The organism is Candidatus Acidiferrales bacterium (assembly GCA_036514995.1).
Taxonomy (GTDB): Bacteria; Acidobacteriota; Terriglobia; order Acidiferrales; family DATBWB01; genus DATBWB01.
On record DATBWB010000219.1, the window covers coordinates 21,547 to 45,361 of the forward strand.

The window sequence follows — 23,815 nt, forward strand, 5'->3', positions numbered from 1 at the left end:
TTACCTCTCATCTTCGGATGGTTGCAGGGGCGAACGGCCGTTCGCCCCTACGTGGCGACCACCATCGAGAGTCTTGATCCATTTCAAAAGGCTTCGCCGCGTCGCCTCCCACGGCGGACGGAAGCGAGCCCGCTCGAGAATCTTCCAGGTTTCCCTCGGTCCCGGCAGGCGTTCCCCCGCCCCCAACACCCGGGCGGCTGCCGCGCCGCAAGCATTCGCCAGCAGTCCCGCTTCCTCGAGCGAACAACCCCGCAGCATCGCCTGCATGAAAGCGGCGTCAAAAGCGTCGCCGCAGCCGGTCGTGTCCACGGCGTCCACGCGGCAGGCAGGGACTCGGAGTACGTCCTGGCGGCGGATCACGCGGCAACCCTTCGCGCCCAGCTTCAGGACAACGATGTGAGGGCCGCGGCGAAGAAGTTTTCTCGCGGCTTCTTCCGGCCTTCGCGTGCCGGTCAAGGCACTAGCTTCCTTCTCCGTCGAAAACAGAATATTAACCTTAGGCAGCGCCGCTCGCAAAACCTCAGGGCGGTGTGAAGCGGCTTCACCCACGTCGAGCGCAATCGGTACCTTTTTGCGGCGCAACCCATCCATCATCCGCTGCGCCCGCTTCCTTGACCGGAAGGCAAGAAACGAGTAACCCACCGTTAGAAAGAGAGCCGTGCGGCCAGGAAGGCGCGGACTCCCCCGGAGCTGGTTGCTCCAACCATTGGCGCCGCGGCTGCCGAAAAACGTTCGCTCGCCGTTTCGACCGACCGAGATGAAAAACAGACCGGTGGCTGCCTGGCTGGTCTTCTCCACGGAAGAAAGGTCAATCGGAAAGCAGGCGAGGCGGCTCATCACATAATCTCCGAAGATGTCGCGGCCGACGCAGCCCGCCAGCTCCACCGGAATCCCCCAGCGGCTCAGGGCGATGGCTAAATTAGCCCCGACCCCTCCGCAATGCAACTCGAGGACGGGCGAAAGGTTGTCGCAGCCACGCCGCAGGATACCGTCCCCTCGCCCGAAAATGTCCAGGTTGATGTCGCCCAGCACAAGGATGCGGAGGTTGGCAGAGGGCATTTCCCGCCAATTCTAACATTACTATAGCCCCGCTTGACATGGCTGCGAAGCCGGGACTAAGGTGTCGCCCGTACGGAAACATCCGGACGAACGCTCAAGAGGATTGCCGGGCGTCCGAAGTGAGTGCGATGAGCCGACGGGAGTTTTGGACACGGGCCGGGCCAGGTTTGCCCGCGCTTCTGGCATCAGGGCAATCCGGAGGATCCTCGCCCGGCGGGGCGGGAGGGGATTGGGCCGAGGGTGTCCCGGTGCTCGAAAGTCTCAAGCCCGTGATCGCCGCCTCGCGCTTTGTGCAAACCATTCCGGAAAAAATTGCCGAGCACGCTGACTACATGGCGTACGAAGAGCTTCCGCTGCCCGAATGGCGCGGCATGAACCTGATCGAGGAGGATACGGAACGAACCAGCACATTCTTTTTTGTCGGCAACAGCCTGAACTTTGCCTTCACCGATTTCGAGCGGCATGTTGTTTTCCAGGTGTCTTACCGCGGCCGCATCTGGTGGGATGCCGACGCCATGATGGCCTGCCTCTGCCGCGCGCTCGATGAGGGCCGGCCGATCCTGCAGGGCGATTTTCTTGCTGGGATCAGCCGCAAGGATCTGGAAGAAATTTTTCGCGGCAACATTGAGATGCCGATGCTCGACGAGCGGGTCGGAATCCTTCGCGAAGTGGGCGCCAGGCTGGCGGCGAAATACCAGGGCCAGTTCCACCCTTTTCTGAGGCAAGGGTCGCGCCGGCTCTACGACCGGGGCGAGGGCATACTCGAGCGGCTGGTGAGAGAGTTTCCTTCCTTCTACGACGCGAGCGTTTACGACGGCAGGCAGGTCATCTTTCACAAGCGGGCCCAGCTCCTGCTCTACATGCTCCACGGCCGGCTCAGCGCCAAGGGATTGTTTGGGCTTGAGGATCCGGAGCGGCTCACGGCCTTCGCCGACTATATTGTTCCGCTGGCGCTCCGCTTGATGGGAATTTTTCGCTACGCTCCGGCGCTTGAGGAGAAGATCAACCGCCGGCAACTCATCCCGCGCCACAGCCCGGAAGAGGTCGAACTTCGGGCCCACTCGCTCTATGCCACCACGCTGCTCCGCCAGGAGATCAACCGGCGGCGGCCACCCGACCGGCAAATCATCACGCCGCAAGTGGACAGCCGCCTGTGGACCCACTTTCACGCCACCTTCTGGCCTCACCATCTGACCGTGACCACGGCATATTGACGAAGGCAGAGGTTCTGCCGAAGAAAGATTCCCCAGCGGCCGAAGCTGTTGGTTTGAACATCCAGAAAAGCAAAGAGAGGAAGCGCGTTCAGCCCACGGACTTCTGCCCGTGGGAACCGTCTCGCAGATTCCCCTAGGCCCACTTAGCTGGAGCGACACCAGGCCGGCAACGAAGTCAGGCTTTTACCTTTCGTGGTAGAGGCGTCCGATCACTGCGCCCAGGAGCAGACTGCGCACGAGATTGGCAACCCCCCAGGAAATGTAAAAGGCAATCGGGAAACCGGCCAGCACCAGGCGGCTGTAAACCTGAGGCATCCAGCCGGCAATCAACCCGACGAAAAATCCGAACCAGAGTCCGGTCGAAAGCCGGAATCCGCGGCCACGGGCGAACGCCGCGTAAAACCAGCAAAACAGGATAACCCAGACGATGTCAGCAAAGATGAGCAGGCCCAATCTTTGTGGCACGTTCAGCAGGTCTTGGTGCGCCTGGTAGGTTGCTTTCAAAAGAACGTTGTGAACCAGAAAGTCGTACCCATTGGCGACGACCGAAAGAACGACGATCGAAAGCAGCAAGCGGTTCGCGTTCATCGCGCCTCTTCTCACCAAGTGTGCAGCCCGGACACTCGAATCTATTCTTTGTACATAAGGCCAGACACAATCCCCGTCAGCACGTAGCTTCCCCACGAGCCTGCCGCCCATGCCAGATAGAGGGAGGGCGTGAAATTGGCCAACAAGAGCCGGTTGTAAACGTTTCCGATCCAGGGGATGAAGCCCATCAGAACTCCGAAAAGCAAGCCCGTGCCCAGCCGATAGCCTCGGCTCTTGCCAAAGAGCGCGTATGTCAGCATGAAGAGCAGCGTCGCCACGACGCTAGTGAAGATTACTTTCCACTGGCTGATGTCCGGCCGAAACGCAAGGCCGCTACGACGCTCCACATCGCGCGTCAACTTCGCGAAAACGACAAAGTCATATACCTGGACCAAGATCGCGGCCACGATGAACGCCACAATCCATTTTTTCCAATTCATCGCTCACTCCTTCGAGAGGTCTCAAAATGGCCCGACAAAACCGCTTCTGTTCCCAGGTTGAAAAGAGCCGAGGTCGCCAGTCTGGGGGCAAATTGTAGTCCGAACCGAGGGAATGTCAACCGCCGGCGGCAGGATCGTCTCTTGTGTACCGAACGCTTTTCTTCGGGACCCAGTGCGGAACGAGAGAGATTTTATCTAGCGGAGCCCAGCCAACTCTTGCAAGAGGTGCCAGTTGGCAAGGCGATCGGCTTGCGCGGCCTTCAGCGCCTCGCTTGGGTTGCCTTGCGCGTCGAAGTGTTTGGCGAAACGTCCTTCTGTCCGGGCAAAACAGACGAAATCAATCGGCTCGCCCGTCTTGGGATGTTTGTACCAATCTTCCTTGAGCGCCAGGTTGCCCATCAGCGAAAGCCGCTCGCGAATTTTCTCGCCCTTGCGAGGGTCATAAAGGAACACGGGGAAGGCGCGCGACTCGACGGCAAGCTTGGCTTGCGAGTAAGCCATGTCGTCGCCGATGCCGTGCTCCGGCTGGCAGGCGGCGTAGCAATTGATGACGGCGGGGCCGGGATATTCGTTGGCCGCAAGAACGGCCCGATAGAAGTGGTTGGGGAGAGCGGGGCTGGTCTGGGCCACGAACACGCCCGGATGCATCATGGCGATCTGAGAGAGTTCCTTGCGCCGTTCGGTCTTTCCCATGATGGTGGTGCCAACCGCGCTCATCTTGGCGTTCTGCGCCAGGTAGGTGGAGCTGGAGGCTTGCCCGCCGGTGTTCGAATAGACTTGCGTATCCAGCACCAGAACCTTGATATCCATTCCGGACATGAACATGCGCGAGAGCCCCTGGAAGCCGATGTCCAGCATGGCGCCATCGCCGCCAAAGGCCCAAATGCGCTTTTTCTCCCAACCCATCTGGTCCCAGCGCATGCGGATACCCATGGCGACGGGAGGCGCGTTTTCAAACAGCGAGTTTGTCCAGGCAACCTGGAAGGGGTTGTAAGGATAGGTCGAACCATAGACCGTGTTGCAGCCGGTAGCGGCAACAATGCCGATCGAATCCCGGCCGTAGATGAAGCCGGTGGCGGCGAGCATCATGCGGATGATGGTGGCTTCGCCGCATCCCATGCAGGAACCCGCGCCGCCGACGAAGAGCAAGCTTCGCTCGGCCAGCATCATGTCGCCGAGGGCTTTCTCGTTGATCAGCGCCTTCGGGGTGTCCGGCAAGCTTCGGAAGAACTGGAAAGCAGCCTTGAACCACTCCAGTTCCTTGTCATCTTTTCGAATCATGCTCAGGGCATCGTGTTCGCCGCAGGCGGTGATGCATTCGGCGCAGCCTTTGCACTTGGTGGGATCGACAAAGATGCCGAAGAGCCCGCCCTTTTGGCCCTTCTTCCGGTAGGTATCAAAGTATTTCGTGGTGGTGGCGAACTGCTGGCGCAGCCGGTTGCGGAGCGGTTCATCGGCCAGCCGGGCGAGATGTTGGTCGAGTTCCTCGGGATAGATTGCCCTGGCGAGGATGGCGGTGTCCGGACATTGCGTGACGCAGTCCATGCAGCCCACGCACTTGCTCGAATCCAGGCGAGGGATCTCCGGGCTCAAATAACTGAAGTCGCGCAGGGCGCCGGTGGCGGGAGGGATCAAACTGCGGGCGACATCGAGGTCGGCTGGCAACTCTTCCTCGGCGATGCCGCGGTTGTAGGCGTCGAGCACCCGGCAGTAGAACTCGCCGGTATTCAAGATGGGCACCGCCAGGTGATCTTCGGGCGCCGGCGAATCAGGGTTGGGGTTGACGGGCGAGCCCCGTTCCGCATGGAAACGGGGCGAGCCGCCGTCGCGGAATGTGCCGCCGAGCTTTTGGCTGGTTCCCGCGCCAACCTCTTCGGGCTTCATTTCTGGCGGCAGGACTTCAATGGGCTCGCTGTAGCCGCGTTTCACAGCGAGCAGATTATCTTCCACGACCTGCGCGCCCCGCCGGCCAAAATACTTCTCGAGCGACCGCCGCACGCCGGCGAAAAGCTGCTCTTCGTTCAGGCCTGCCTTGGTCTGGAAGGGAGTAATCCGCAGGAAGGCACCCAGCAAGATGATCCCTTGCATGCGAACCTGAAGATCGGCGCGGGAAGAGACGGCGCGGGCGATCTTCCAGGCATCGAGGGCAAAGAGCCTGGCCTGTTTGTTGCGCACCACTTCCTGGGCGTAGCCCGGCAACGTCTCCCATATGACGCCGGGGTCCGTCTGGTCGTGTTGCAAGAAGATAGCTCCGCCCTCGCGGAGGCCGTTGAGCGGGTTCGAAGATTTAAGCGCGTTGCTATCCTGGAGCGCGATGAAATCCACTTCCACCAACTCGCAGTGGGTCAGCACCGGCTCGTCGGCCAGCGTCAGGTAAAAGGTCGTCGGGATGCCTTTCTTTTCCGAACCGTATTTCGGGTAAGCCTGGCAGTGGAGGCCGAAGAGGTCGGAAGCGAGGCTGGCAATCACCTTGTTGGTGGTCACCGAGCCGTAGCCGCCCACCGAGTGGCCGCGCATGGAGAATGCGCCGCGCGGGCGCACGTCCGGGTCGACCAGCCGCGGGAGCGCCAGCTCATGCTTGATACCCAGAGCAAAATAGCGCCGGCCGTTCGGATTCCTCATGTTTTGGACAACTCCGACAAAATCGCCCGGGCGGACGTCCCGGCTGCCCATGCCGGCGCTTCCGGAAAAGATTTGGGGGATGCGATCGATCTTCGGATATCCCGGCACGCTGTTCATCGCTTCCGCGAAGGCAGCCTTGATTTCGCGGGTAAGCGCATTCGACTGCGCGAGAGGGTCATCCATCCGCTCGATGACCGAGATGGCTTGGGCTCCCTTGAGCGCTTCGACGATCCGAGCGCCCGGGAATGGCCGAAAAGCGATAACGGCCAGGACACCCACTTTCGCCCCCAGGTGCGCTCGCATGTAGTCAATGGTGGCGCGAGCGGTGTCCATCATCGAGCCCATGCCCACCAGGACGTAGTCGGCATCTTCCAGCCGATAGCCCATGACGGGATCGTAGCGGCGGCCGGTCAAGCAATAGAACTCTTCAAAGGCATTGGCCAGCGCTTGCGGCACCCGATCGTAGAACCAGCGCTGGGCGATCTTGCCTTTCATGTAGCTGTCCTGGTTCTGAACCACGCCGCTCATCGTGCCGGTTTCCGGATCAAAAATTCTTCGCAGTTTGTCCTCCGGCTTGCCCAGATACTGCTTCATCATCTCCGGTTCAGGCTGGAGAACCGACTCAATCGTATGAGTGGTGAGGAAGCCATCCTGAACATTGAAGAAGGGCGTCTCGGAATCCTCGGCAGCACGGCGAGCAATCAGCGCAAAGTCGCCCGCTTCCTGGGCATTGCGAGCAAAAAGCATGCCCCAGCCGCAATCGGCCACGCCCATCATGTCGTCGTGGCTGCAATGCACGTTCAAGGAATGCGAGGTAAGAGCGCGCGCGCCAATATGAAAGACTACGGGCAGTCGTTTACCCGCAATGACGTAGAGAACTTCCTTCATGAGGATGAGGCCCTGGCCGGAAGTGAAGTTGCTCACCCGTCCGCCAGCGGCAGCAAAGCCTTCGCAGGCGGAGGCGGAGCTATGCTCGGATTCGGGCTCAAGAAACTTGAGCTGCTCGCCCCAGAGATTCTTTTTGCCGTTGGCCACTTCGGCCTGATAGCCATCGCCCATCGGCGTGGACGGAGTAATCGGGTAGGCGCAGGCGCCTTGACTAATATGGCTTTCCACCCAGACAACCATCCCGGAACCATCCGCAGTAGTTCGCCCGCCGGGGAAGGGGAACCTCTTGGTCTCTGATGAACCCATACACACTCCTTCAGGGACAACTTGTTGCACCCCGGATGCCGCCGGGGGCGTCTCGTAGCCCTTAGAATGCAAAGCTAAGTCTTGACAAATGTTCTGGATAGAAGCCGGGCTATTCTATTGCGTTTGCATCAGATAGGGCTTTGGGTGAGTTGACGCAGCCGGCAGACGATTTGTTGGGCCGTCCCACCCAGCCGCCAAGCCGTCGGTCAGGGACAGAAAGTCGAATATCGAAACACAATTTGGGGCAGATTGTCGAGAGCCGAGAGCAGGGGAGCACGGAACGACTTGAAACTGCCAGCCCCGATTCATCGGGGCCAGCGCGGCCGCGCATCGCCAAAGAATGTGAGGTGGGCAAGCTCGCGCTCTTCCACCAACCACAACCCCCACCGTAGCGACCACGCGGCGGGCATCTTGCCAGCACCGACCCGGTTTTTTTCGAGACGGCAACAGGATCAGAATCAGCTTGTTTGTCATGAGGAAGATGAAGCGCGAGCGGGCGTGTCCCACGCGAGCGTTTGAACACATCACTAGATCAATTCGTCCACCAGGGACTCAAACAGCTTCCGGTCGAGACCCAGCTTTTGGCGCACGAGAGGACCCTGCTTGAGCGCCGGCTCGGAATCTTCGTAGGTGGGTTGCTCATCCTTGAAGAAAAGTCCTAGCGGGATTTTGTCGCCCCACTCAAAAGATTTCTGCAAAGCGCTTTCGGCATCGGCGGGATCGTACGCGGGAAGGGCTTCCAGCTTGTACACCCGCTGCTTGAACCAGGGATAGGTGTTGAGCTTGTTGTAGGTCACGCAGGGACTGAAGACATCCACCAGGGCAAAACCGCGGTGAGCGATGCCGCCGGCGATGAGATCGGCCATGTGGTTCGGCTCGCCGGAAAAGCCCCGCGCCACATAGGTAGCGCCGGAAACCAGCGCTAAGGCAATGGGATTGACGGGCAACTCGACGTTGCCGCGCGGGGTGGATTTGGTCCGCATCGTCTTCATGGTGGTGGGCGAAGCCTGGCCGGTGGTGAGGCCGTAAATTTGATTGTTCATGACCACGTAGGTCAGGTCGAGGTTGCGGCGCATGGCGTGGATGAAGTGGCCGATGCCGATGCCATAGCCGTCGCCATCGCCCCCGGTGATCACCACGTTCAGGTCGTGATTGGCCAGCTTGGCTCCGCTGGCCACGGCCACCGCGCGCCCGTGAAGGCTGTGGACGCCATAGGCGTGCATGAATCCCGGCAGGTTCGAGGAGCAGCCGATTCCGGAAACGAGCAGTAGATCCTTCGGCTGAATACCCAGCTTGCTGGCGGCCATCTTCACCGCTTTCAGGACGCCAAAGTCGCCGCAGCCGGGGCACCAGTCCGGTTCCGCCAATCCTTGAAAAACATCGAGCGGAAGTTCAATCACCGTTGCCATTGGAAATTCCTCCCCCAGTTACGAAACAGCCGGATGCCAGGTATAGGTCGAACCCGTTTCCACGCCAATGCGCAGCTCGCCCCGTTTCTCTCCGCCATCCCGGCTCACGATTTCCACAAGCCAGACAGGCTCGGCCAGGCCATCACCGTCGCTTTGCGCAATCTGGCCCGGCCGCACGTCCTCACCGAGATGGGAGCGAATGTAGTGGTAGGCCATCTCCCGGGCCTCGTCCGCCGTTACATCGAGCGAACGCGCCCGGCCATCCAGGATCGCTTTGACCTGGTGGACGATATGCTGCGGCTCAAACGGTTCCCCGTCGTACTTGAGAATCTGGTGGTCCACGGTGAATCCAGTCTCAGCCCGGAGGTGACGGGCGAATTGACCGGTTTGATTCGCTTCGACCGAGACCGTGCGCTTCGACGTCTTCAAGATCGCCAGTGCCTCTTCCGCATGGAAGGGAAAGAGAACCTTGAAGTGAAGCTGGTTAGAGGGAATGCCCTCGGCTGCGAGCTGCGCGACCGCTTCGCGGATGACGCCTCGGGTGGAGCCCCAGCCAATCAGCGTGACCTCAGCTTCCCGAGGCCCCTCGAGCTTCGGCGGCGCGAGTTCTTTGCGAAGCGCTTCCAGCTTCTTCATGCGCTTCTCCATGATCTTGCGGCGCACCGGCGGAGAGGTGAAAACGTCGCTGATGAGGATGCCTTCCTCATCGTGTTCATCGGTCGCCGCCACGTAAACCGCGCCCTCGGTTCCGGGCAGCGCTCGCGGCGAGATTCCCGAAGGCGTGAACGCATACCTCTTGAAAGGGCCCTGGCCCTTCCATTCGGTTACCAGCTCGCCTCGCTCGATCGGGACGTCGTGAGAGAAGGCGTCCGCCTCAACCGTCTCCGGATGCTCCGAGAGGAGGAGATCCGAAATAATGATGACCGGAAGCTGATACTTTTCCGCCAGGTTGAAAGCTTCGACTGTGGTCCAGAAGGAATCGGTCACATCGGCGGGGGCAAGGATGACGCGGGGATAGTCGCCCTGAGAGGCGCCGAAAACCTGGTTCAGGTCCCCCTGCTCGGTCTTGGTCGGTATGCCCGTGGAAGGCCCGCCGCGTTGCACCTCGACAATCACGACCGGGACTTCCATCATGCCCGCCTGGCCAATCGCTTCCGTCATCAAAGCAAAACCGCCGCCCGAGGTGCCACACATGGCGCGCACGCCGGCGTGGCCGGCGCCGACCGCCATGTTGACCACCGCCAGCTCGTCTTCGCATTGCTTGACGACCACGCCGCAGCGCTCTCCGTGGCTGGCCATCCAGTGCAGAATCGCCGAGGCCGGCGTCATGGGATAGGCGGAATAGAATTTGCAACCGGCGGCGACAGCGCCCAGGCTGATCGCTTCGTTGCCGGTGACAAACAGCCGGCGAGAGCGGGAAAAATTCCAGGAATAGTCCAGCGGAACAAACGCCTGCCGGGCGTAGTCGTAGCCGGCTCGGGCAAGTCGCACGTTTTGATCTACAATCGCCTCGCCCTTGTACAGGAAGGTATCCCTGAGCACTCCCCCGGCCATTTCAAAGTCGAGGCCGAGGAGGAAGAGAACAGCGCCGAGCGCGATCGTGTTTTGCATAACGGGCTGGAGTTTACCGGCCGCCTTGGCCAATTCGGTGACCGGAAGCGGCACCGGGACGACGCCGTCGGGCAACAACACCGCATCGCAATGGAGTTTGTCCGCGTTGAACACCACTGCTCCGCCGGGTTCGACCTCCCGCGCGTGCCGCTCGATCGAATCCTGGTTGAGAGCCATGAGCACATTCAAGTGGTCGCCGTGGGAATAGACTTTCTCCTCAGCCACGCGAAGGCGCAGCCAGATGTGGCCGCCGCGAATCACCGACTGGTAGCTGTTATAGGCATAGAGGTAGAGCCCGAGGCGAGCAGCGGTCTTGGCCAGAGCATCCCCGGCCTTGTCCAGACCATCACCGGCCGCACCGCCAATTCCGATCGTGACTTCTTTCATTTCTCCTTCCCCCTCAGCCTGGCCCCGGAAGGCCACCTCCCCAAACACGAATCAATGTAGGACAAAAATGACCCTTCCCCCCTATGGATGCGCGAGCCGGGAACGAGTCGGGGCGAGCATCCGCCGGAGCAGCCTTCTACCGCAGAAAGTCAGTTCACCACCGGGCCCAAAAAGCCGCAGGCCTGCGCTCCGACGAGTCGCGCCGCCAAAAAGAAATACACTCCACCCCCTGATCTGTGCCCCCTCATGAAGGTCTTCAGGATGCGCTGAATCAATCTATTCAATCGCGGCACGTTGCCCGCTGTCAAGCGACTTTATGCGAGGGGTTACGCAGGGGTCATCCGGCCCTGGAAGGTCAAAAGCGAGGTCAAAAGAAAGTTCAAAGCCGTGGGGGTTTCGCGGCTACCTGGAGTTCCTTCACAGGTGTTCTGTCGCTCTGCTGTCGCATCGAATGCTGTTCGAGCGGATTGACCGGCCCATGGTCGGGAGGAACTCCGTACAAGGCAAGCCCCTCAAGCCGTGCCGGACCTCTCGCGCCGGAAATGACCAACACCCCCCCTTCGGGCGGACTATCCGCCAAAGGCGCGACGACCCTCCCGCGGCGGGGTGCCCGCGAAAGCGGCAGCCCACAAGAGATGACCGCGTGCAGGCTCTAGATCGCCGCCGCAGCAGTGGCTTGCTCCAAAATGGCCACCGCCCGGGCGACTTCCGCAACGCCGAAAATCAACAGCGGCGCATTCGTCCCCGGCTCGACCCCGACGTAGGCGTAGTTGATGTTGATGTTGGCTTCACCGAGTCGCGAAGCGGCTCGCGCCAACTCGCCCGGCCGGTGTGGAAGTTTGACTTGCGCGACTTCAGTCTCTGTACAGGCCAGTTGCTCGCTATCAATGACCGTTTTGGCCGTCGCCGGATTATCCACCACGAGGCGGACCAGGCTCTTTCCCTCAAAGGGGACCGATTGGAAAGCCAGAATGTTCACTCCGCGGTCGGCCAGCGCCCGGCAGAATTTTCCGAGAGTGCCGGGCCGATCTTCCATGCGAATGGCGAATTCTTTGGACGTCGGCATGATGGGTGACCTCCTTCGCGTATGTTCCAGGAACGCATCGCCGCGTTCCTGCGAAATTCCTTTTCGAGGTTAGTCTTTAGTCAGCTTCGCAACAGTTTTGAGAGAGGGGAACCAAGCGGAAAGAGTGTGGGAAAAATGGGAAGTCTCGATGCGCCTTGAGATCGTCAGCGCTCAATCTCTTTTCGCCCACGGGCGTCGCCACCGGGCGGATCGAACACGAATGCGAGTGTTCCGCGGCAACGTGAAGGGAGATCCGCCTCAGGCGGAGAAACCCAGCTCCTCTACTCCAGGCAGCATTGTACATCGGTAGGGAGTTCCCCGCGCAAGCTATTCCTCGGCCGTGGCGGGGTCAGGACAATCCCGGGCTGCGGGTATTGGTAGCGCCAGCGGGAATTGAACCCGCATTTGCAGCTTGAAAGACTGCCGTGCTAACCATTGCACCATGGCGCCAGGGTGCTGCTGAGAATCCAATTTGTATTACATTAGAAGAAATCCGCTGAATTGACAAGGCAGGACAATTCGAAAATCAAAATTCGAAAAGCGAAACTCGAAACCCGTTTAGTTCTAAGCGCTTAACACCTTTCAGATTCGCGTTTCGAGTTTCGAGTTTCGAACTCTAGCCTTCTTGCTTCTCCTTCCATTCCTCGAACCAGGCCATCTGGATGGCTTCGAGCTTCCCTTCGTTTGACCCCTTTGGGTCGTCGCCAAAGTCGGGCAGTTCCGTCACCCACTTATGCAGGTCGGTGAAGCGAAGCGTCATCGGATCGGTGTCCGAGTGGAGTTCGATCAACTTCAGAGCGATGTCTTCCGCGTCATCCCAGGTCAAGTTGCCAGGCATGGTGCTTTCCCCCCAGCCGAGTAGCTCCCGAGTGACAGGAGTCCCGACGCCTCGGAGATGACTAATCCTCTTTCTTGGCGGTGACCATGGACGACTCGCCGCCCTCACTCACGTAGTTCCGGTTCCAGGCGGGAATCTCGATCACGATCTCACCTTCGTTCCTGGTGATGACCGACTGGCAGCCGAGCCGGGAATTGAGTTGCAGGTCAGCCGCCATGTCGAGCTTGTCCAGTTCATCGTCTTGCGCCTCGCTGAGCAGCTCCATGCCTTTCTTTACCACCACGTGACAGGTGGTACAGGCGCAATTCCCGCCGCAGGCGTGCTCGAGGTGAATCCCGTTATTGAGGGCGATATCGAGGAACGAATGCGGCTTGCCGTGCTCCCGATAGGGCATCGTTTCGAGGTCCACCTCAACGGTTTTGTTGAGCGGCAAGAATGTGATCTTCACCGACATAATCCACTATACGGCTGATCCCGCCGAAGAATCTTCAAACTTCATTCAACTTCTTCCCTTTCAAAGTCGCTTGCACGGCGCTGTCCATCAAGATCTCGGCCAGGTGATAGGTGGCCTGGTTGAGCTGGTCAATCACCTCGCGGATCTTCTTGTAATCCTCGCCGGTCGTCACCGCCTTCAACTCCGCCAGGGAAGCCTCGATCGCGGCGCGTTCCCCGGCGCCCAGCAGCGATGCCGACTCGTCGCCCAGCGACTTTTCCGTCGCTTTCAAGATCGCTTCCGCCTCATTGCGCGCCTCAACCAACTGGCGCTGCTTGAAATCCTGCTCGGCGAAGGTGAAGGACTCCTCAATCATGCGCTCGATCTCCGCTTCGCTCAGGCCGTACGAGGGCTTCACTTCCACCTTCTGCTCGCGGCCAGTGTGGAGATCAGCCGCCGCCACCGTCAAAATCCCGTTGGCGTCAATCAAAAACTTCACTTCGATCCGGGGCAGTCCAGCCGGCGCCGGGGCGATCGGCTTCAACTGAAAGCGGGCCAGCGACCGGCAATCCCGGGCCATCTCCCGCTCGCCCTGGAGCACGTGGATGTCAATGCTCGTTTGCCCCTCCACTGCCGTCGTGAACATTTCGCTGGCGCTGGCAGGAATGGTGGAATTGCGCGGGATGATCCTGGCCACCGCGCCGCCCATGGTCTCAATCCCGAGCGAGAGCGGCGTCACGTCCAGCAGCAGCATGTCCTTCACGCCGCCTTCAAGGATGTCTGCCTGAACGGCGGCGCCGAGAGCCACCACCTCATCCGGGTTCAACTCGCAGTGCGGCTTGCGGCCAAACAACTCCTCCACGCGCCGCCGCACCAACGGCATCCGCGTCGAGCCGCCGACCAAGACCACTTCATCAATCTCCGCCGGTTTTAGCCCGGCATCCTTCAGGGCCAATCGCGCCGGACCCAGCGTGCGCTCAATGATCGGTTCCACCATTTGCTCGAACTCAGCCCGGCTGAGGTCGAAGGACAACTGCAGCTTATCGGCCCCCGATCCGTGATTCCCTTGAGGCAGGTCCCACGTCGCCAGGTGAACGGCAACCGTTTCCTTCACGCTGAGTTCATGCTTGATCTGGATCGCTTGCTTTCTCAGATGCTGCCTGACCAGCGCATCGAGAGGCTGCCTGTCTTCAAAACAGGCATTGAGCTTTTCGACCAAATACTCCACCAGCAAATTGTCAATGTCATCGCCACCGAGATGGGTATCGCCATTGGTGGATTGCACCTCGAAAATGCCGTCCTTGAGCTTGAGAATGGAAATATCAAACGTCCCGCCGCCGAAGTCGTACACCGCGATCCTGCCGTTCCGCCGTTTGTCGAGCCCGTAGGCAAGCGAGGCGGCGGTCGGTTCATTGACCAAGCGAAGCACCTCAAGCCCGGCAAGCGTGCCCGCATCCTTGGTGGCCTGGCGCTGGGAGTCATTGAAGTAGGCGGGCACGGTGATCACCGCCCGATCCACTTCCTCGCCGAAGAACGTTTCCGCCCAGCTTTTCAACTCGCGGAGGATGAAGGCAGAAATCTCCGGCGGGGTAAAAACGCGCTCGCCCCGATTGGATCGGTGTTCGGCGCCACCGCCGAGCCGGACGCGAATCACGTTCTTGCTTTTCTCGTCGATCCGGAACGGAAAAATCTTCAATTCCTCGCGGACATCTTCCACGCCGCGGCCCATCAGGCGCTTGACGGAATAGATGGTGCGCTCCGGATGGGTCAGCAGCCGCTGGCGCGCCAGCTCGCCGACCACAACCTGGCCGTCCTCATCGAGCGAAACGACGGAGGGACACAGTGTCGTCCCCGCCGGCCCCTGGATGCAATTCGGCTGGCCGAACTCCGTATAGGCCACCAGGCTGAAGGTTGTGCCAAGATCGATTCCGACCACTTTCCCCATGAACGTGCTCAGACCTCCATGACTTCCTGCACATCCTCGAGCAGATTGCGAATATAGGAGCGGCGGTTCAAGATCGCATTCAAGCGATCCAGCACCGGCTTTTTTGCCTCGGCCGCAGCGCCGGTGGGCAGGGCATCCCAATTCCCGAACGTTGCGGTCAACTCGTCGTCCACCTTTTTTAATTTCGCTTCAAAATTTTTCTTCGCTTCTTTGAGGCGCCCGGCCAACTCCTCCGGCACGGCGTGGCCCGCTCTCTTTTCCATGCGCATCTCATCGAGGAACTCGTTCAAGGCAAAGACTTCTTCCAGCAGATCCTGCGGAGCTTGTTGTTTCTTGGCTCCCTCCCGGCGAGCGCCTTCGATGCGGAGCAGATATTCCGTCCGGGCCACCGGGTGGCGCAAGGTGCGATAGGCATCGTTCAAAATCGAAGATTGCTTCAAGGAAAGCGTTCGCTCCAGCGCTGACGCCTTGTGAAAATTGTCGGGGTGCAGCTTCCAGCTCATTTCGTGAAAGCGCGTTTCGAGATCGCCGGCGGCCAGCGCCAGCTTTCGATCCAGTCCGAGCGCCAGGAAGTAATCCTCCTGTGCCGGCGGCTGGATCTTCATGCAGGAACGACAAAAGGGGTCACCCCCGACCGGCGCCTGGCAACTCCAACAAAGAAGCACCGCGCCTTCCGGGGTGAGGGTGGTCGGCTTGGGTTGGTCCTTGCTCATCGAAACGGTCCGCGGTCCGAGTCCGACTTCAACCTTTGCCCGGTTACCGACGCCTCCACACACAAAAAATGGTTGGCGCTTCCTGTCCCGAGCGTTCGGGACGCAGCCAACCGCTCCAAGTCCATTCGAGATTTGGCTCCGCCGCTGGGGCGGGGCGATGGCCGGCCGCTCCTCCCCTCTGGCGCCGTTTCCCACCCCGACCGTCCGACGATTTGGGACTACGCCGAAAAGGAAGTGCCACAACCGCAGGTCTTCGACGCATTCGGGTTTTCGAAAACAAAGCCCTGCTGCATCAAGTCTTCTTTGAAATCGAGGACGGTACCTGCGAGATAGAGGTAGCTCTTGGGATCCACGAACACGCGCATGCCATCCTGGACGAACACCTTGTCGCTCGGCCTGGACTGCTTGTCGATTCTCATCGCGTAGGTGAGACCGGAGCAGCCGCCGCCCTGCACGCCCAGGCGCAACCCACCGGCTTCGATCGGGATGCCTTCCTTTTGGAGCAGTTCGCGGATCCTCTTCGCCGCTTTTTCAGTAACCGTGATCATCAGACTCCCGCGTTGCCGGAAGGGCAACGATGAATGGGCGCAGCGAAAAGTTTAGCTCTGCGAGGGGCTCGCCGTCGAGGCCGGAATGGCAGCGTGGGCTGTGGGAACCTCTTCCCCCCGTTTCTTCTTCCAGTCGCGGACGGCAGCCTTGATAGCGTCTTCGGCCAGCACCGAGCAGTGGATTTTGACGGGTGGGAGCGAAAGCTCTTTGACGATCTCGGTATTCTTGATCTTGAGCGCATCCTCCACCGTCTTGCCCTTCACCCACTCGGTGGCGAGCGATGAGCTGGCGATCGCCGACCCGCAGCCGAAGGTCTTGAACTTGGCGTCTTCAATGACCGTCGTCTCCGGGTTGACCTTGAGCTGCAACTTCATCACGTCGCCGCACTCCGGCGCGCCGACCAGCCCCGTGCCCACGTCAGGATCTTCTTTGGGCATGCTGCCGACGTTGCGGGGATTGTTGTAGTGGTCGATCACTTTGTTGGAATAAGCCATCCGAACCTCCGTTGTGTTTCAACTCGCAGACCAACTTCCAAAATTCGTTCCGGCGCTTTCGATTACGCCGTCCACTGCATCTTCTTCAGATCCACGCCCTCTTTTGCCATCTCGTAGAGCGGGGAGAGTTCGCGCAGGCGATTCACCGTCTCGACAACGCGAGCCGTAACGTAATCCACCTCTTCCTCGGTATTGAACCGGCCCAGGCCGAAGCGAATCGAGGTGTGGGCCAGGTCTTCGCCCACCCCCAATGCCTTCAGCACGTAGCTCGGCTCGAGGGTGGCTGAGGTACAGGCCGAACCCGAGCTGACCGCGACGTCATTGATACCCATCAGGAGCGATTCACCCTCGACGTAGGCGAAGCTGATGTTCATGTTGTGGGGCAGGCGGTGCGTCAAAGAGCCATTGACATAGACTTCATCAAGCTGCGAGAAGATTCTGTCCTTCAGGCGGTCGCGCAGCCGGCCCAGCCGGGCGGCTTCGTCGCCCATCTCCTTTTCGCAAAGCTCGCAGGCTTTGCCGAAACCGACGATCGAGGGCACGTTCAACGTGCCGGAACGCATGCCACGCTCATGCCCGCCGCCATCAATGATCGGAGCAACCTGCACTCGCGGATTCTTGCGGCGAACGTAAAGGGCCCCGATGCCCTTCGGTCCGTAAATCTTGTGCCCGGTCAGCGACATCAGGTCAATGTTCATTTTCTGGACATCCATCGGGATCTTGCCGACCGCCTGCACGCCGTCGGTGTGGAACAAGACACCTCGCTCACGAGTAATCTTTCCGATCTCCTCGACCGGCTGGACCACGCCAATCTCGTTGTTGGCCGCCATGATGGTGACGAGAATTGTTTTGGGTGTGATGGCGCGCTTGAGTTCGTCCAGATCAATCAGGCCGTCACCAGCCACGGGCAGGTAGGTCACCTTGAAGCCGTATTTCTCCAAACGCTTGCAGGTGTCGAGCACCGCCTTGTGCTCGATGACGCAGGTGATCAGGTGGTCGCCTTTCTCGCGATACATCTCGGCGACCCCTTTGATGGCCAGGTTGTCTGACTCGGTTGCGCCGGACGTGAAGATAATCTCTTTTGACGAGGCATTGATCAGGCGGGCAATGGTCGCTCGCGCGTCCTCGACCGCCTTCTCTGCCTCCCAGCCGAAGGCATGATTCCGGCTGGCGGCATTGCCAAACTTTTCGTTGTAAAAAGGCAGCATCGCCTCCACCACCCGCGGATCCACCGGTGTCGTGGCGTGATTGTCCATGTAGATCGGAAGCTTGATGGCCATCGCCTGCTCCTTAAGTTCGAATCGTCACCGATTCTGTGGCCAGCCGGGGCGTCCCTTCAGCGGCCAGTTCTGAAATCCGGATCGTACCCAAAACTTGCAGAATGCTGTCGTTGACCTTGCGTAGCGGCTCCCGCACCGTGCAGCGCGGCGTTTGGTAGCAGTCGCCGTGGGTCGTCACGCACGAGGTGATATAGAGTGGTCCGTCAATCGCACTGATCACCTCAAGGGCGGTAATGTCCGCGGCCGCCCGGGCAAGCGCGTAACCGCCGTTCGAACCGTGCCGCGAAACCAGCAAGCCCCGCTTGGTCAGCTTTTGCAGCACCTTCGCCATTAATTGCGCCGGGATCCCGTAAGACTCGGCAATGTCGGTGGCGCTGCAGGAAGCTGCCTGGCCTCTCATAGCCAAGTGCTTCACCGCAATCAATCCGTAGTCTGCTTTCTTTGTAAGTTTCAGCATAATATGCGACTAAATTTGTCGCATATTCATACTAAGACTTTTTCACGATTCTGTCAAGAGCATTAAGTTACTACAATCCAACAGGATAGAGCCTATCTGCCCCAATATAAGACCGTTAAATTCGGGTATTTGTCAAGAATGGCGAGTCGAAAGGGGTTATTTGCTTTTGGGCCGCATTCTAGCCGGGTTGAGTGGCAGTCATCTCAGACCAGAAATTCCGGGATTTCAAACTCGTTGTTGCGAAGGGCTCGTTCGAAAGCGGCCACCACCTTGGGGTCAAAATCCTTGCCTGAGCCCTGCACGATCATCTCCCGCACCTCGAAGGGCGAGATCGCCTTGCGGTAAGGGCGATCGGTGGTGAGGGAATCATAGACATCGGCCACGGACAAGATGCGGGCTTCGATGGGGATCTGTTCTCCCTGGAGCGGATTGTAGCCGGTGCCATCGAACTTGTCGTGGTGGGCCAAAACAATGGGGATGACGCGCTTGAGCGAACCGCCGATCGGCTTCAGGAGGTTGACGCCCTGAACCACGTGAGAGCGCATCTCTTTGTATTCGCTTTCGCTGAGCCGAGCCGCCTTGTAGAGAATGTCGCGGCTGATGTCCAATTTTCCGAGGTCGTGCAGCAGCGCTGCCGCCCGCACGTCTTCAATCTGTTCTTCCTTCAGACCCATGTGGCCCGCGATCTTGGAGGAGAAGACGGAGACACGATAGGCGTGGTTTTGGGTGTACTTGTCATTGGCCATGAAGTGGCTGAGGATGAGCAGGATGCCCTCGTAGGTTTGTCGCAGCTCATGAAAATGCTGTTCTTTGCGCTCGTAGAGCGTTCCGGTGGCATAGGCGGTGACCACCAAAAACGAGCCCCAGGTCACCAAATCCAGATAGACGTCCAGGGTTCGATGAGCGAGCTGGATTTTCCCAGCGGCAAAAACGATCGGATTACCGAGGGCCACCCAAATCACAGTCAGAATGGAGGCGATGGCGGTTTGAACCGCTCGCTTGCGGCCAAAATAGTAGGCTGCAAACAACGTCGGCAAATTGTAAAAAGAGAGCAGCAGCCTTTGCGAAGAGACAAAGAAATTCACCACCGCCGCGAAAGCCAAGATCGAGAAGATCAGCAGCAGTTCCTTGTTTGTGTCGAGAAGTTTCTTGATCAATCTCTCGCTCATGTTCCTCTCTCAAAAGAGCGCCTTCGAGCGCCGTTCCGGGTCAATCCGGCGTTCCGCGTGCGCCACCAGTCCCCACGCTGCCAACACTCTAAACCCCGGCTTCGAAGCCACGCAATAGACTGCCCGTCACAAATACTTCCCGTACGAACGTACTAAGCCCTTCTGGTACTACAGGAAAGCGGATGCGACGCCACCCCGGCTGCTCTCGGCCCTTTATGGGTCCGGCTTGCGGGCCTAGCGGGATCGTTCCCGCGGGGCAGAAGGGGCGGTCAGGAGAAAAAATCCGTCTCCAGCAGGGCGGGCCTTCTGGGTTAGAATGTGCCCGCAGCCATGGCAGCCGGGGAAACGATAAAACCAAGGGTGGCCATTTATCCCGGGTCTTTTGACCCGATCACCAACGGGCACCTGGACTTGATCGAGCGGGGCGCCAAAATCTTTGATCGTCTGATCGTCGCGCTCCTTCGGAATCCTGACAAAGGCCCGCTTTTTACCATTCCCGAGCGCGAGATGATGCTGCGCGAGGTAACCAAACATCTTTCCAACGTGGAAGTGGACACCTTTGACGGGCTGCTGGTGGATTACGCCACCCGTCGCGGCGCGCAGGTGATCCTGCGCGGCATACGGGCTATTTCCGATTACGAATACGAACTACAAATGGCCTTAATGAACCGCAAGCTGGAACCCCAGTTAGAGACGGTATTCATGATGCCGGCCGAGGCTTACAGCTATCTGAGCTCGCGGCTGGTGCGGGAGATCTTTCAACTAGGCGGCTCCATCAAGGGGTTGGTGCCGCCGATCGTCGAGGAACGACTGCGTCACAAGGTGCCGCGATAGCGCCCATGCAACTCGCCGAACGCTTGCAACGGATTGCTCTTTCCCCCACGCTCGCCGTCTTGATGGAGGCGGAGAGATACAAAGCGCGGGGAGTGGACGTGGTGGATTTTGGCGCGGGCGAACCCGACTTCCCCACTCCGGACAACGTCAAGCAAGCGGCTATCCGCGCCATCCACGATAACTTCACCAAATACACCGCCACCGGCGGCATCGCCGAGCTGCGCCAGGCCATCTGCGACCGCCACGCGGCTGATTTTGGGACCGACTACCGCACCCAAGAAGCGCTGGTCTGTGTCGGGGGCAAGCACGCCATTTTCAACGCCGTCGCCGCCCTGGTGAACCCGGGCGACGAAGTCATCCTGCCGGTTCCCTATTGGGTCAGCTTTCCGGACATCATCAAGTTTGCCGGCGGCAAGGTTGTCCCGGTCGAGACGCACGAAATAGACTCCTTCCAGCTTCGCGCCGATGCCGTCGAGAAAGCTTTGACGCCACGCACCCGGCTGGTCATCGTCAATTCCCCCAACAACCCTTCCGGCGCCGTTGTGGACCCGAAAGAATTTGAAAGGATCCTGGAACTTTGCCGGCAGCGGGACATATTGCTGATTTCTGACGAGTGCTACTCTCACTTTGTTTATGAAGGCCAGCCCTTTTCCATCGCCGCCGTTGAGCGAGCGAAATCCCATACGGTGATTATCGGTTCACTCTCCAAGACCTATGCGATGACGGGCTGGCGGATCGGGTATGCGCTGGCGCCGGAACGACTGATCCATGCCATGCTGACCATCCAGAGCCACTGCACTTCGAACCCCACCTCGATTGCCCAGCGGGCGGCGGCGGAGGCGTTGCTGGGGCCACAGGAATCGGTTGTGAAAATGCTTGCCGAATACTCCCGGCGCCGGCGACGCATCCTGCAAGGCCTGCGGCTGATTCAGGGCGTGAAATGCGTCACCCCGCAAGGGGCTTTCTACGTCTATCCGAACGTGAAAGCCTTCTTGAAACATGACGGCATCGGCGACACACTCACCGTTGCCCGCGCCCTGCTGGAGCAAGAACACATTGCGGTGGTGCCGGGCGAAGCCTTCGGCACCCCCGGCTACCTTCGCCTATCGTACGCCACCTCGATGGAGCGGATTGAGGAAGGTTTGCGCCGCTTGGAGCGCTTCTTTGCCCGGCTGGCCGCCTCTTGAAATGTGAACCAGCTCATTCCACTGCGACTGAAACCTTCCATGGATGCGCGTCTGTGGGGGAGGCGGAATCTTGCGCCGCTGTTTCCCGGGATGGTGAACTTGCCGCAGCCCATCGGCGAACTGTGGCTGACCGGGGAAGGGGCCACGTTTGAAAATGGCCCCTGGGCGGGCAAGACGCTGGGCGAGGTTTGGCGGAGCATCCCCAACGAAATCCTTGGGGCTGACGTCCCGCGGGGGAACCACTTCCCGCTTCTCGCCAAGTTCCTCTTTCCCCGCGAAAAACTTTCCATTCAGGTCCACCCGGACGATGACTATGCCCGCCGAAAAGAGAACCAGCCCGGCAAGACGGAGATGTGGTACATCGTGGAAGCTGCCCCGGGCGCTGAGATCCTTCTGGGGCTCAAGCCCGGCGTGGACGGGCCGGCACTTCGGGCGGCGATCGCTTCCGGAGCGGCGGAAGAGTGCTTGCATCGCATCCCGGTGCGGGCGGGCGACGCCTTCTTTATTCCCCCGGGCACGGTGCATTCCATCGGGCCAGACATGACGATTTGTGAAATCGAGGAATATTCGGATCTCACCTACCGGCTCTATGATTTCGAGCGACTCGATAACCGGGGCAAGCCGCGCGAGCTTCACGTCGAGAAGGCGCTCGCCGTCATCCGCTGGGCCGCCGTGGCAGGCGGGTGCGGGGGACGGCTCAACCCCATCGTTTTTTCGCGCAAGCATCTCGGGGAAACATTTCTGGCGGCCTGTCGCTACTTTGCCGTGGAAAGCTGGGAGTTTGACCAACCCGTCGGCGGAGTGACCCGGACGCGTCGCTTTGAGTTGCTCATCTTCCTCGAAGGGGAGGGGAGGATCGAGCACGGGGCAAGCGCGTTCGAATATCGCCGGGGCGAGGTCTGGCTCATCCCGGCCAGCCTTGGCTACTTTCGGCTCCAGCCGGCCTGCGGCAGCAAGCTGCTCCGGGCGCTTGTCCCGGACCTGGCCCGCGACTGGGTCGAGCCGCTGCGCGAACGTGGCGCGACAGAAGCCGACTGGTCCCGGATCACGTTTGCCTAGCGCGCGTCGAAGGGGAAAAATGCAGCTCAGGTGACCTCGGCCGCGGCCCGGCTCAAGTCACCTGACGCAGTTTGGCCGATGCAAAGACCCCAGTGGAACCCCGGATGTTCCCCCGGGCGACAAAAGGGAAAACGGGAACGGTGCCGGGGCAAAGATGAAGTCAAAGCTGCTCGCTGACGCGGTGATCCTGGCCGGTGGCCGAGGCACTCGTTTCTGGCCGCGCAGCCGGGCGCAATCCCCCAAACAGCTCATCAACATTGTCGGCGACGGCTCGATGCTCCGGCAGACCTACCAGCGCCTGCGGCCTCTTTTTCCTCCTTCGCGGATGTGGGTGGTCACCACCGAGGAGCTCGTTCCCGCCGTTCGCAGGCAGCTTCCGCACGTTCCCGCTCGCCACATTTTGGCCGAGCCGGTGGGGCGCAACACCGCTGCCGCCATCGGACTGGCCGCCTTTCACCTCCAGTCCCGCAGAGCGGGACGGGGTGAAAGTTTGATGGCGGTTTTTCCGGCCGATCATGTCATTCGACGCCCGGAGAAATTTCGCCGGATCGTGCGGGCGGCGCTGGCGGCGGCTGCCTCGGATCACCATCTTGTCATTCTCGGAATCGAACCCACTCGCCCCGAGACCGGGTACGGCTACATCGAACGAGGTCGGCTGGCGACCAGAATCCATGGCCAGGCCATCTTCCACGCAAGACGCTTCACCGAAAAACCGGAGCTTCTGCGCGCGCTCGGTTATCTGCGCGCCGGGCGATATTTTTGGAACTCGGGGACTTTCTTCTGGAAGGTGACAACCTTTCTCGGCCATCTCCGCCGATACCTTCCGGCAACGTTTGCCGGGTTATCCGAAATTGCCGGCTCGATCGGCAGCCGAGGCTACGCGCGCCTTCTTCGACGCCTCTATCCCGGCCTCCAGAGCATCTCGGTGGACTATGCTATTATGGAACGAGCGCGTGATGTCTGGGTGATTCCCTGTGCCGCCCGCGGGGGGATCGGCTGGAGCGATCTCGGCTCCTGGGCAGCGGTGTATGAATTCCTGGCGCGAAGGGCCGGCGAAAACGTCTCCGCCGGGCGGTACGTGGCCCTTGATTCGAAAGGCAACTTTTTATGGAGTCCGCAGAAGTTTGTCGCCGCCATCGGCGTGCGCGATTTGATTGTTGTGGAGACCCCGGACGCGCTCCTCATTTGCCCGCGCCAGCGGGCCCAGGACGTCGGAAAAATCGTGAAGTGGCTCGAGCAGAACAGTCAAAGCCGACTGCTCTGAATT

The 23,815-nt window shown here is 60.0% G+C and carries 21 protein-coding genes and 1 tRNA gene; 5 read left to right on the top strand and 17 right to left on the bottom strand.

All coding sequences use genetic code 11. The annotated features are described in order from the left end of the window. Nucleotides 1-1,059 (bottom strand): carbohydrate kinase family protein, encoded by a 1,059-nt coding sequence (locus VIH17_14005; protein ID HEY4684349.1) that lies wholly within the window; start codon nucleotides 1,057-1,059, stop codon nucleotides 1-3. Nucleotides 1,060-1,187: 128 nt separating this feature from the next. Between VIH17_14005 and VIH17_14010 the strand changes: the two genes are divergently transcribed. After that, a complete protein-coding gene (locus VIH17_14010; GenBank protein HEY4684350.1) occupies nucleotides 1,188-2,273 on the top strand; it encodes a queuosine salvage family protein in 1,086 nt (361 codons plus the stop codon). A 183-nt stretch (nucleotides 2,274-2,456) separates the two neighbouring features. Here VIH17_14010 and VIH17_14015 read toward each other — a convergent pair whose 3' ends face one another. The 16 genes from VIH17_14015 to VIH17_14090 form a co-directional block, all read right to left on the bottom strand. Beyond that, nucleotides 2,457-2,861: a hypothetical protein gene (locus VIH17_14015; GenBank protein ID HEY4684351.1), complete on the bottom strand. Its 405-nt coding sequence runs from the start codon at nucleotides 2,859-2,861 to the stop codon at nucleotides 2,457-2,459. A gap of 41 nt (nucleotides 2,862-2,902) precedes the next feature. Next, nucleotides 2,903-3,301, bottom strand: coding sequence for a hypothetical protein (locus VIH17_14020; protein HEY4684352.1), 399 nt, complete (start codon nucleotides 3,299-3,301; stop codon nucleotides 2,903-2,905). A 195-nt stretch (nucleotides 3,302-3,496) separates the two neighbouring features. Beyond that, nucleotides 3,497-7,117: a 2-oxoacid:acceptor oxidoreductase family protein gene (locus VIH17_14025; GenBank protein HEY4684353.1), complete on the bottom strand. Its 3,621-nt coding sequence runs from the start codon at nucleotides 7,115-7,117 to the stop codon at nucleotides 3,497-3,499. Between the two features lie 527 nt (nucleotides 7,118-7,644). Further along, on the bottom strand, nucleotides 7,645-8,526 hold the full coding sequence (locus tag VIH17_14030; GenBank protein ID HEY4684354.1) for a thiamine pyrophosphate-dependent enzyme: 882 nt from the start codon (nucleotides 8,524-8,526) through the stop codon (nucleotides 7,645-7,647). 18 nt (nucleotides 8,527-8,544) lie between these two features. Beyond that, nucleotides 8,545-10,524, bottom strand: coding sequence for a 2-oxoacid:acceptor oxidoreductase subunit alpha (locus tag VIH17_14035; GenBank protein HEY4684355.1), 1,980 nt, complete (start codon nucleotides 10,522-10,524; stop codon nucleotides 8,545-8,547). Nucleotides 10,525-11,176: 652 nt separating this feature from the next. Beyond that, nucleotides 11,177-11,590, bottom strand: a complete 414-nt coding sequence (locus VIH17_14040; protein ID HEY4684356.1) for an ACT domain-containing protein — start codon at nucleotides 11,588-11,590, stop codon at nucleotides 11,177-11,179. A 375-nt stretch (nucleotides 11,591-11,965) separates the two neighbouring features. Further along, a tRNA-Glu gene (locus VIH17_14045) sits at nucleotides 11,966-12,040 on the bottom strand. A 166-nt stretch (nucleotides 12,041-12,206) separates the two neighbouring features. Continuing rightward, on the bottom strand, nucleotides 12,207-12,428 hold the full coding sequence (gene iscX, locus VIH17_14050) for a Fe-S cluster assembly protein IscX (GenBank protein HEY4684357.1): 222 nt from the start codon (nucleotides 12,426-12,428) through the stop codon (nucleotides 12,207-12,209). A 61-nt stretch (nucleotides 12,429-12,489) separates the two neighbouring features. Then, nucleotides 12,490-12,876, bottom strand: a complete 387-nt coding sequence (locus VIH17_14055; protein ID HEY4684358.1) for a 2Fe-2S iron-sulfur cluster-binding protein — start codon at nucleotides 12,874-12,876, stop codon at nucleotides 12,490-12,492. A 40-nt stretch (nucleotides 12,877-12,916) separates the two neighbouring features. Continuing rightward, nucleotides 12,917-14,806, bottom strand: a complete 1,890-nt coding sequence (gene dnaK / locus VIH17_14060; GenBank protein ID HEY4684359.1) for a molecular chaperone DnaK — start codon at nucleotides 14,804-14,806, stop codon at nucleotides 12,917-12,919. Between the two features lie 8 nt (nucleotides 14,807-14,814). Next, complete coding sequence (gene hscB, locus VIH17_14065) at nucleotides 14,815-15,519, bottom strand: Fe-S protein assembly co-chaperone HscB (GenBank protein HEY4684360.1); 705 nt, start codon at nucleotides 15,517-15,519, stop codon at nucleotides 14,815-14,817. Between the two features lie 218 nt (nucleotides 15,520-15,737). Beyond that, entirely contained in the window at nucleotides 15,738-16,067 is a 330-nt protein-coding gene (locus tag VIH17_14070) for an iron-sulfur cluster assembly accessory protein (protein ID HEY4684361.1), read from the bottom strand. Between the two features lie 51 nt (nucleotides 16,068-16,118). Further along, nucleotides 16,119-16,562, bottom strand: a complete 444-nt coding sequence (iscU, locus tag VIH17_14075) for a Fe-S cluster assembly scaffold IscU (GenBank protein ID HEY4684362.1) — start codon at nucleotides 16,560-16,562, stop codon at nucleotides 16,119-16,121. A gap of 62 nt (nucleotides 16,563-16,624) precedes the next feature. Then, nucleotides 16,625-17,842: an IscS subfamily cysteine desulfurase gene (locus VIH17_14080; GenBank protein ID HEY4684363.1), complete on the bottom strand. Its 1,218-nt coding sequence runs from the start codon at nucleotides 17,840-17,842 to the stop codon at nucleotides 16,625-16,627. A 10-nt stretch (nucleotides 17,843-17,852) separates the two neighbouring features. Next, nucleotides 17,853-18,299 (bottom strand): Rrf2 family transcriptional regulator, encoded by a 447-nt coding sequence (locus VIH17_14085; protein ID HEY4684364.1) that lies wholly within the window; start codon nucleotides 18,297-18,299, stop codon nucleotides 17,853-17,855. 203 nt (nucleotides 18,300-18,502) lie between these two features. After that, complete coding sequence (locus tag VIH17_14090; protein ID HEY4684365.1) at nucleotides 18,503-19,468, bottom strand: HD domain-containing phosphohydrolase; 966 nt, start codon at nucleotides 19,466-19,468, stop codon at nucleotides 18,503-18,505. Nucleotides 19,469-19,798: 330 nt separating this feature from the next. On the opposite strand from VIH17_14090, the gene coaD reads away from it, so the two are divergent. The 4 genes from coaD to VIH17_14110 all read left to right on the top strand — a co-directional run bounded on the left by coaD (nucleotide 19,799) and on the right by VIH17_14110 (nucleotide 23,812). After that, the gene (coaD, locus tag VIH17_14095; GenBank protein ID HEY4684366.1) at nucleotides 19,799-20,302 is read left to right on the top strand and encodes a pantetheine-phosphate adenylyltransferase; all 504 of its coding nucleotides are present in this window, start codon (nucleotides 19,799-19,801) and stop codon (nucleotides 20,300-20,302) included. Nucleotides 20,303-20,307: 5 nt separating this feature from the next. After that, nucleotides 20,308-21,489 (top strand): pyridoxal phosphate-dependent aminotransferase, encoded by a 1,182-nt coding sequence (locus VIH17_14100; GenBank protein ID HEY4684367.1) that lies wholly within the window; start codon nucleotides 20,308-20,310, stop codon nucleotides 21,487-21,489. 3 nt (nucleotides 21,490-21,492) lie between these two features. Beyond that, the gene (locus VIH17_14105; protein ID HEY4684368.1) at nucleotides 21,493-22,548 is read left to right on the top strand and encodes a type I phosphomannose isomerase catalytic subunit; all 1,056 of its coding nucleotides are present in this window, start codon (nucleotides 21,493-21,495) and stop codon (nucleotides 22,546-22,548) included. Between the two features lie 154 nt (nucleotides 22,549-22,702). Beyond that, a complete protein-coding gene (locus tag VIH17_14110; protein ID HEY4684369.1) occupies nucleotides 22,703-23,812 on the top strand; it encodes a mannose-1-phosphate guanylyltransferase in 1,110 nt (369 codons plus the stop codon). Nucleotides 23,813-23,815 lie beyond the last annotated feature (3 nt).

Coding starts and splice junctions, on each gene's coding strand:
- VIH17_14005 (HEY4684349.1), bottom strand. CDS start 1,059: ATGCCCTCTGCCAACCTCCGCATCCTTGTGCTGGGCGACATCAACCTG.
- VIH17_14010 (HEY4684350.1), top strand. CDS start 1,188: ATGAGCCGACGGGAGTTTTGGACACGGGCCGGGCCAGGTTTGCCCGCG.
- VIH17_14015 (HEY4684351.1), bottom strand. CDS start 2,861: ATGAACGCGAACCGCTTGCTGCTTTCGATCGTCGTTCTTTCGGTCGTC.
- VIH17_14020 (HEY4684352.1), bottom strand. CDS start 3,301: ATGAATTGGAAAAAATGGATTGTGGCGTTCATCGTGGCCGCGATCTTG.
- VIH17_14025 (HEY4684353.1), bottom strand. CDS start 7,117: ATGGGTTCATCAGAGACCAAGAGGTTCCCCTTCCCCGGCGGGCGAACT.
- VIH17_14030 (HEY4684354.1), bottom strand. CDS start 8,526: ATGGCAACGGTGATTGAACTTCCGCTCGATGTTTTTCAAGGATTGGCG.
- VIH17_14035 (HEY4684355.1), bottom strand. CDS start 10,524: ATGAAAGAAGTCACGATCGGAATTGGCGGTGCGGCCGGTGATGGTCTG.
- VIH17_14040 (HEY4684356.1), bottom strand. CDS start 11,590: ATGCCGACGTCCAAAGAATTCGCCATTCGCATGGAAGATCGGCCCGGC.
- iscX (HEY4684357.1), bottom strand. CDS start 12,428: ATGCCTGGCAACTTGACCTGGGATGACGCGGAAGACATCGCTCTGAAG.
- dnaK (HEY4684359.1), bottom strand. CDS start 14,806: ATGGGGAAAGTGGTCGGAATCGATCTTGGCACAACCTTCAGCCTGGTG.
- hscB (HEY4684360.1), bottom strand. CDS start 15,519: ATGAGCAAGGACCAACCCAAGCCGACCACCCTCACCCCGGAAGGCGCG.
- VIH17_14070 (HEY4684361.1), bottom strand. CDS start 16,067: ATGATCACGGTTACTGAAAAAGCGGCGAAGAGGATCCGCGAACTGCTC.
- iscU (HEY4684362.1), bottom strand. CDS start 16,562: ATGGCTTATTCCAACAAAGTGATCGACCACTACAACAATCCCCGCAAC.
- VIH17_14080 (HEY4684363.1), bottom strand. CDS start 17,842: ATGGCCATCAAGCTTCCGATCTACATGGACAATCACGCCACGACACCG.
- VIH17_14085 (HEY4684364.1), bottom strand. CDS start 18,299: ATGCTGAAACTTACAAAGAAAGCAGACTACGGATTGATTGCGGTGAAG.
- VIH17_14090 (HEY4684365.1), bottom strand. CDS start 19,468: ATGAGCGAGAGATTGATCAAGAAACTTCTCGACACAAACAAGGAACTG.
- coaD (HEY4684366.1), top strand. CDS start 19,799: ATGGCAGCCGGGGAAACGATAAAACCAAGGGTGGCCATTTATCCCGGG.
- VIH17_14100 (HEY4684367.1), top strand. CDS start 20,308: ATGCAACTCGCCGAACGCTTGCAACGGATTGCTCTTTCCCCCACGCTC.
- VIH17_14110 (HEY4684369.1), top strand. CDS start 22,703: ATGAAGTCAAAGCTGCTCGCTGACGCGGTGATCCTGGCCGGTGGCCGA.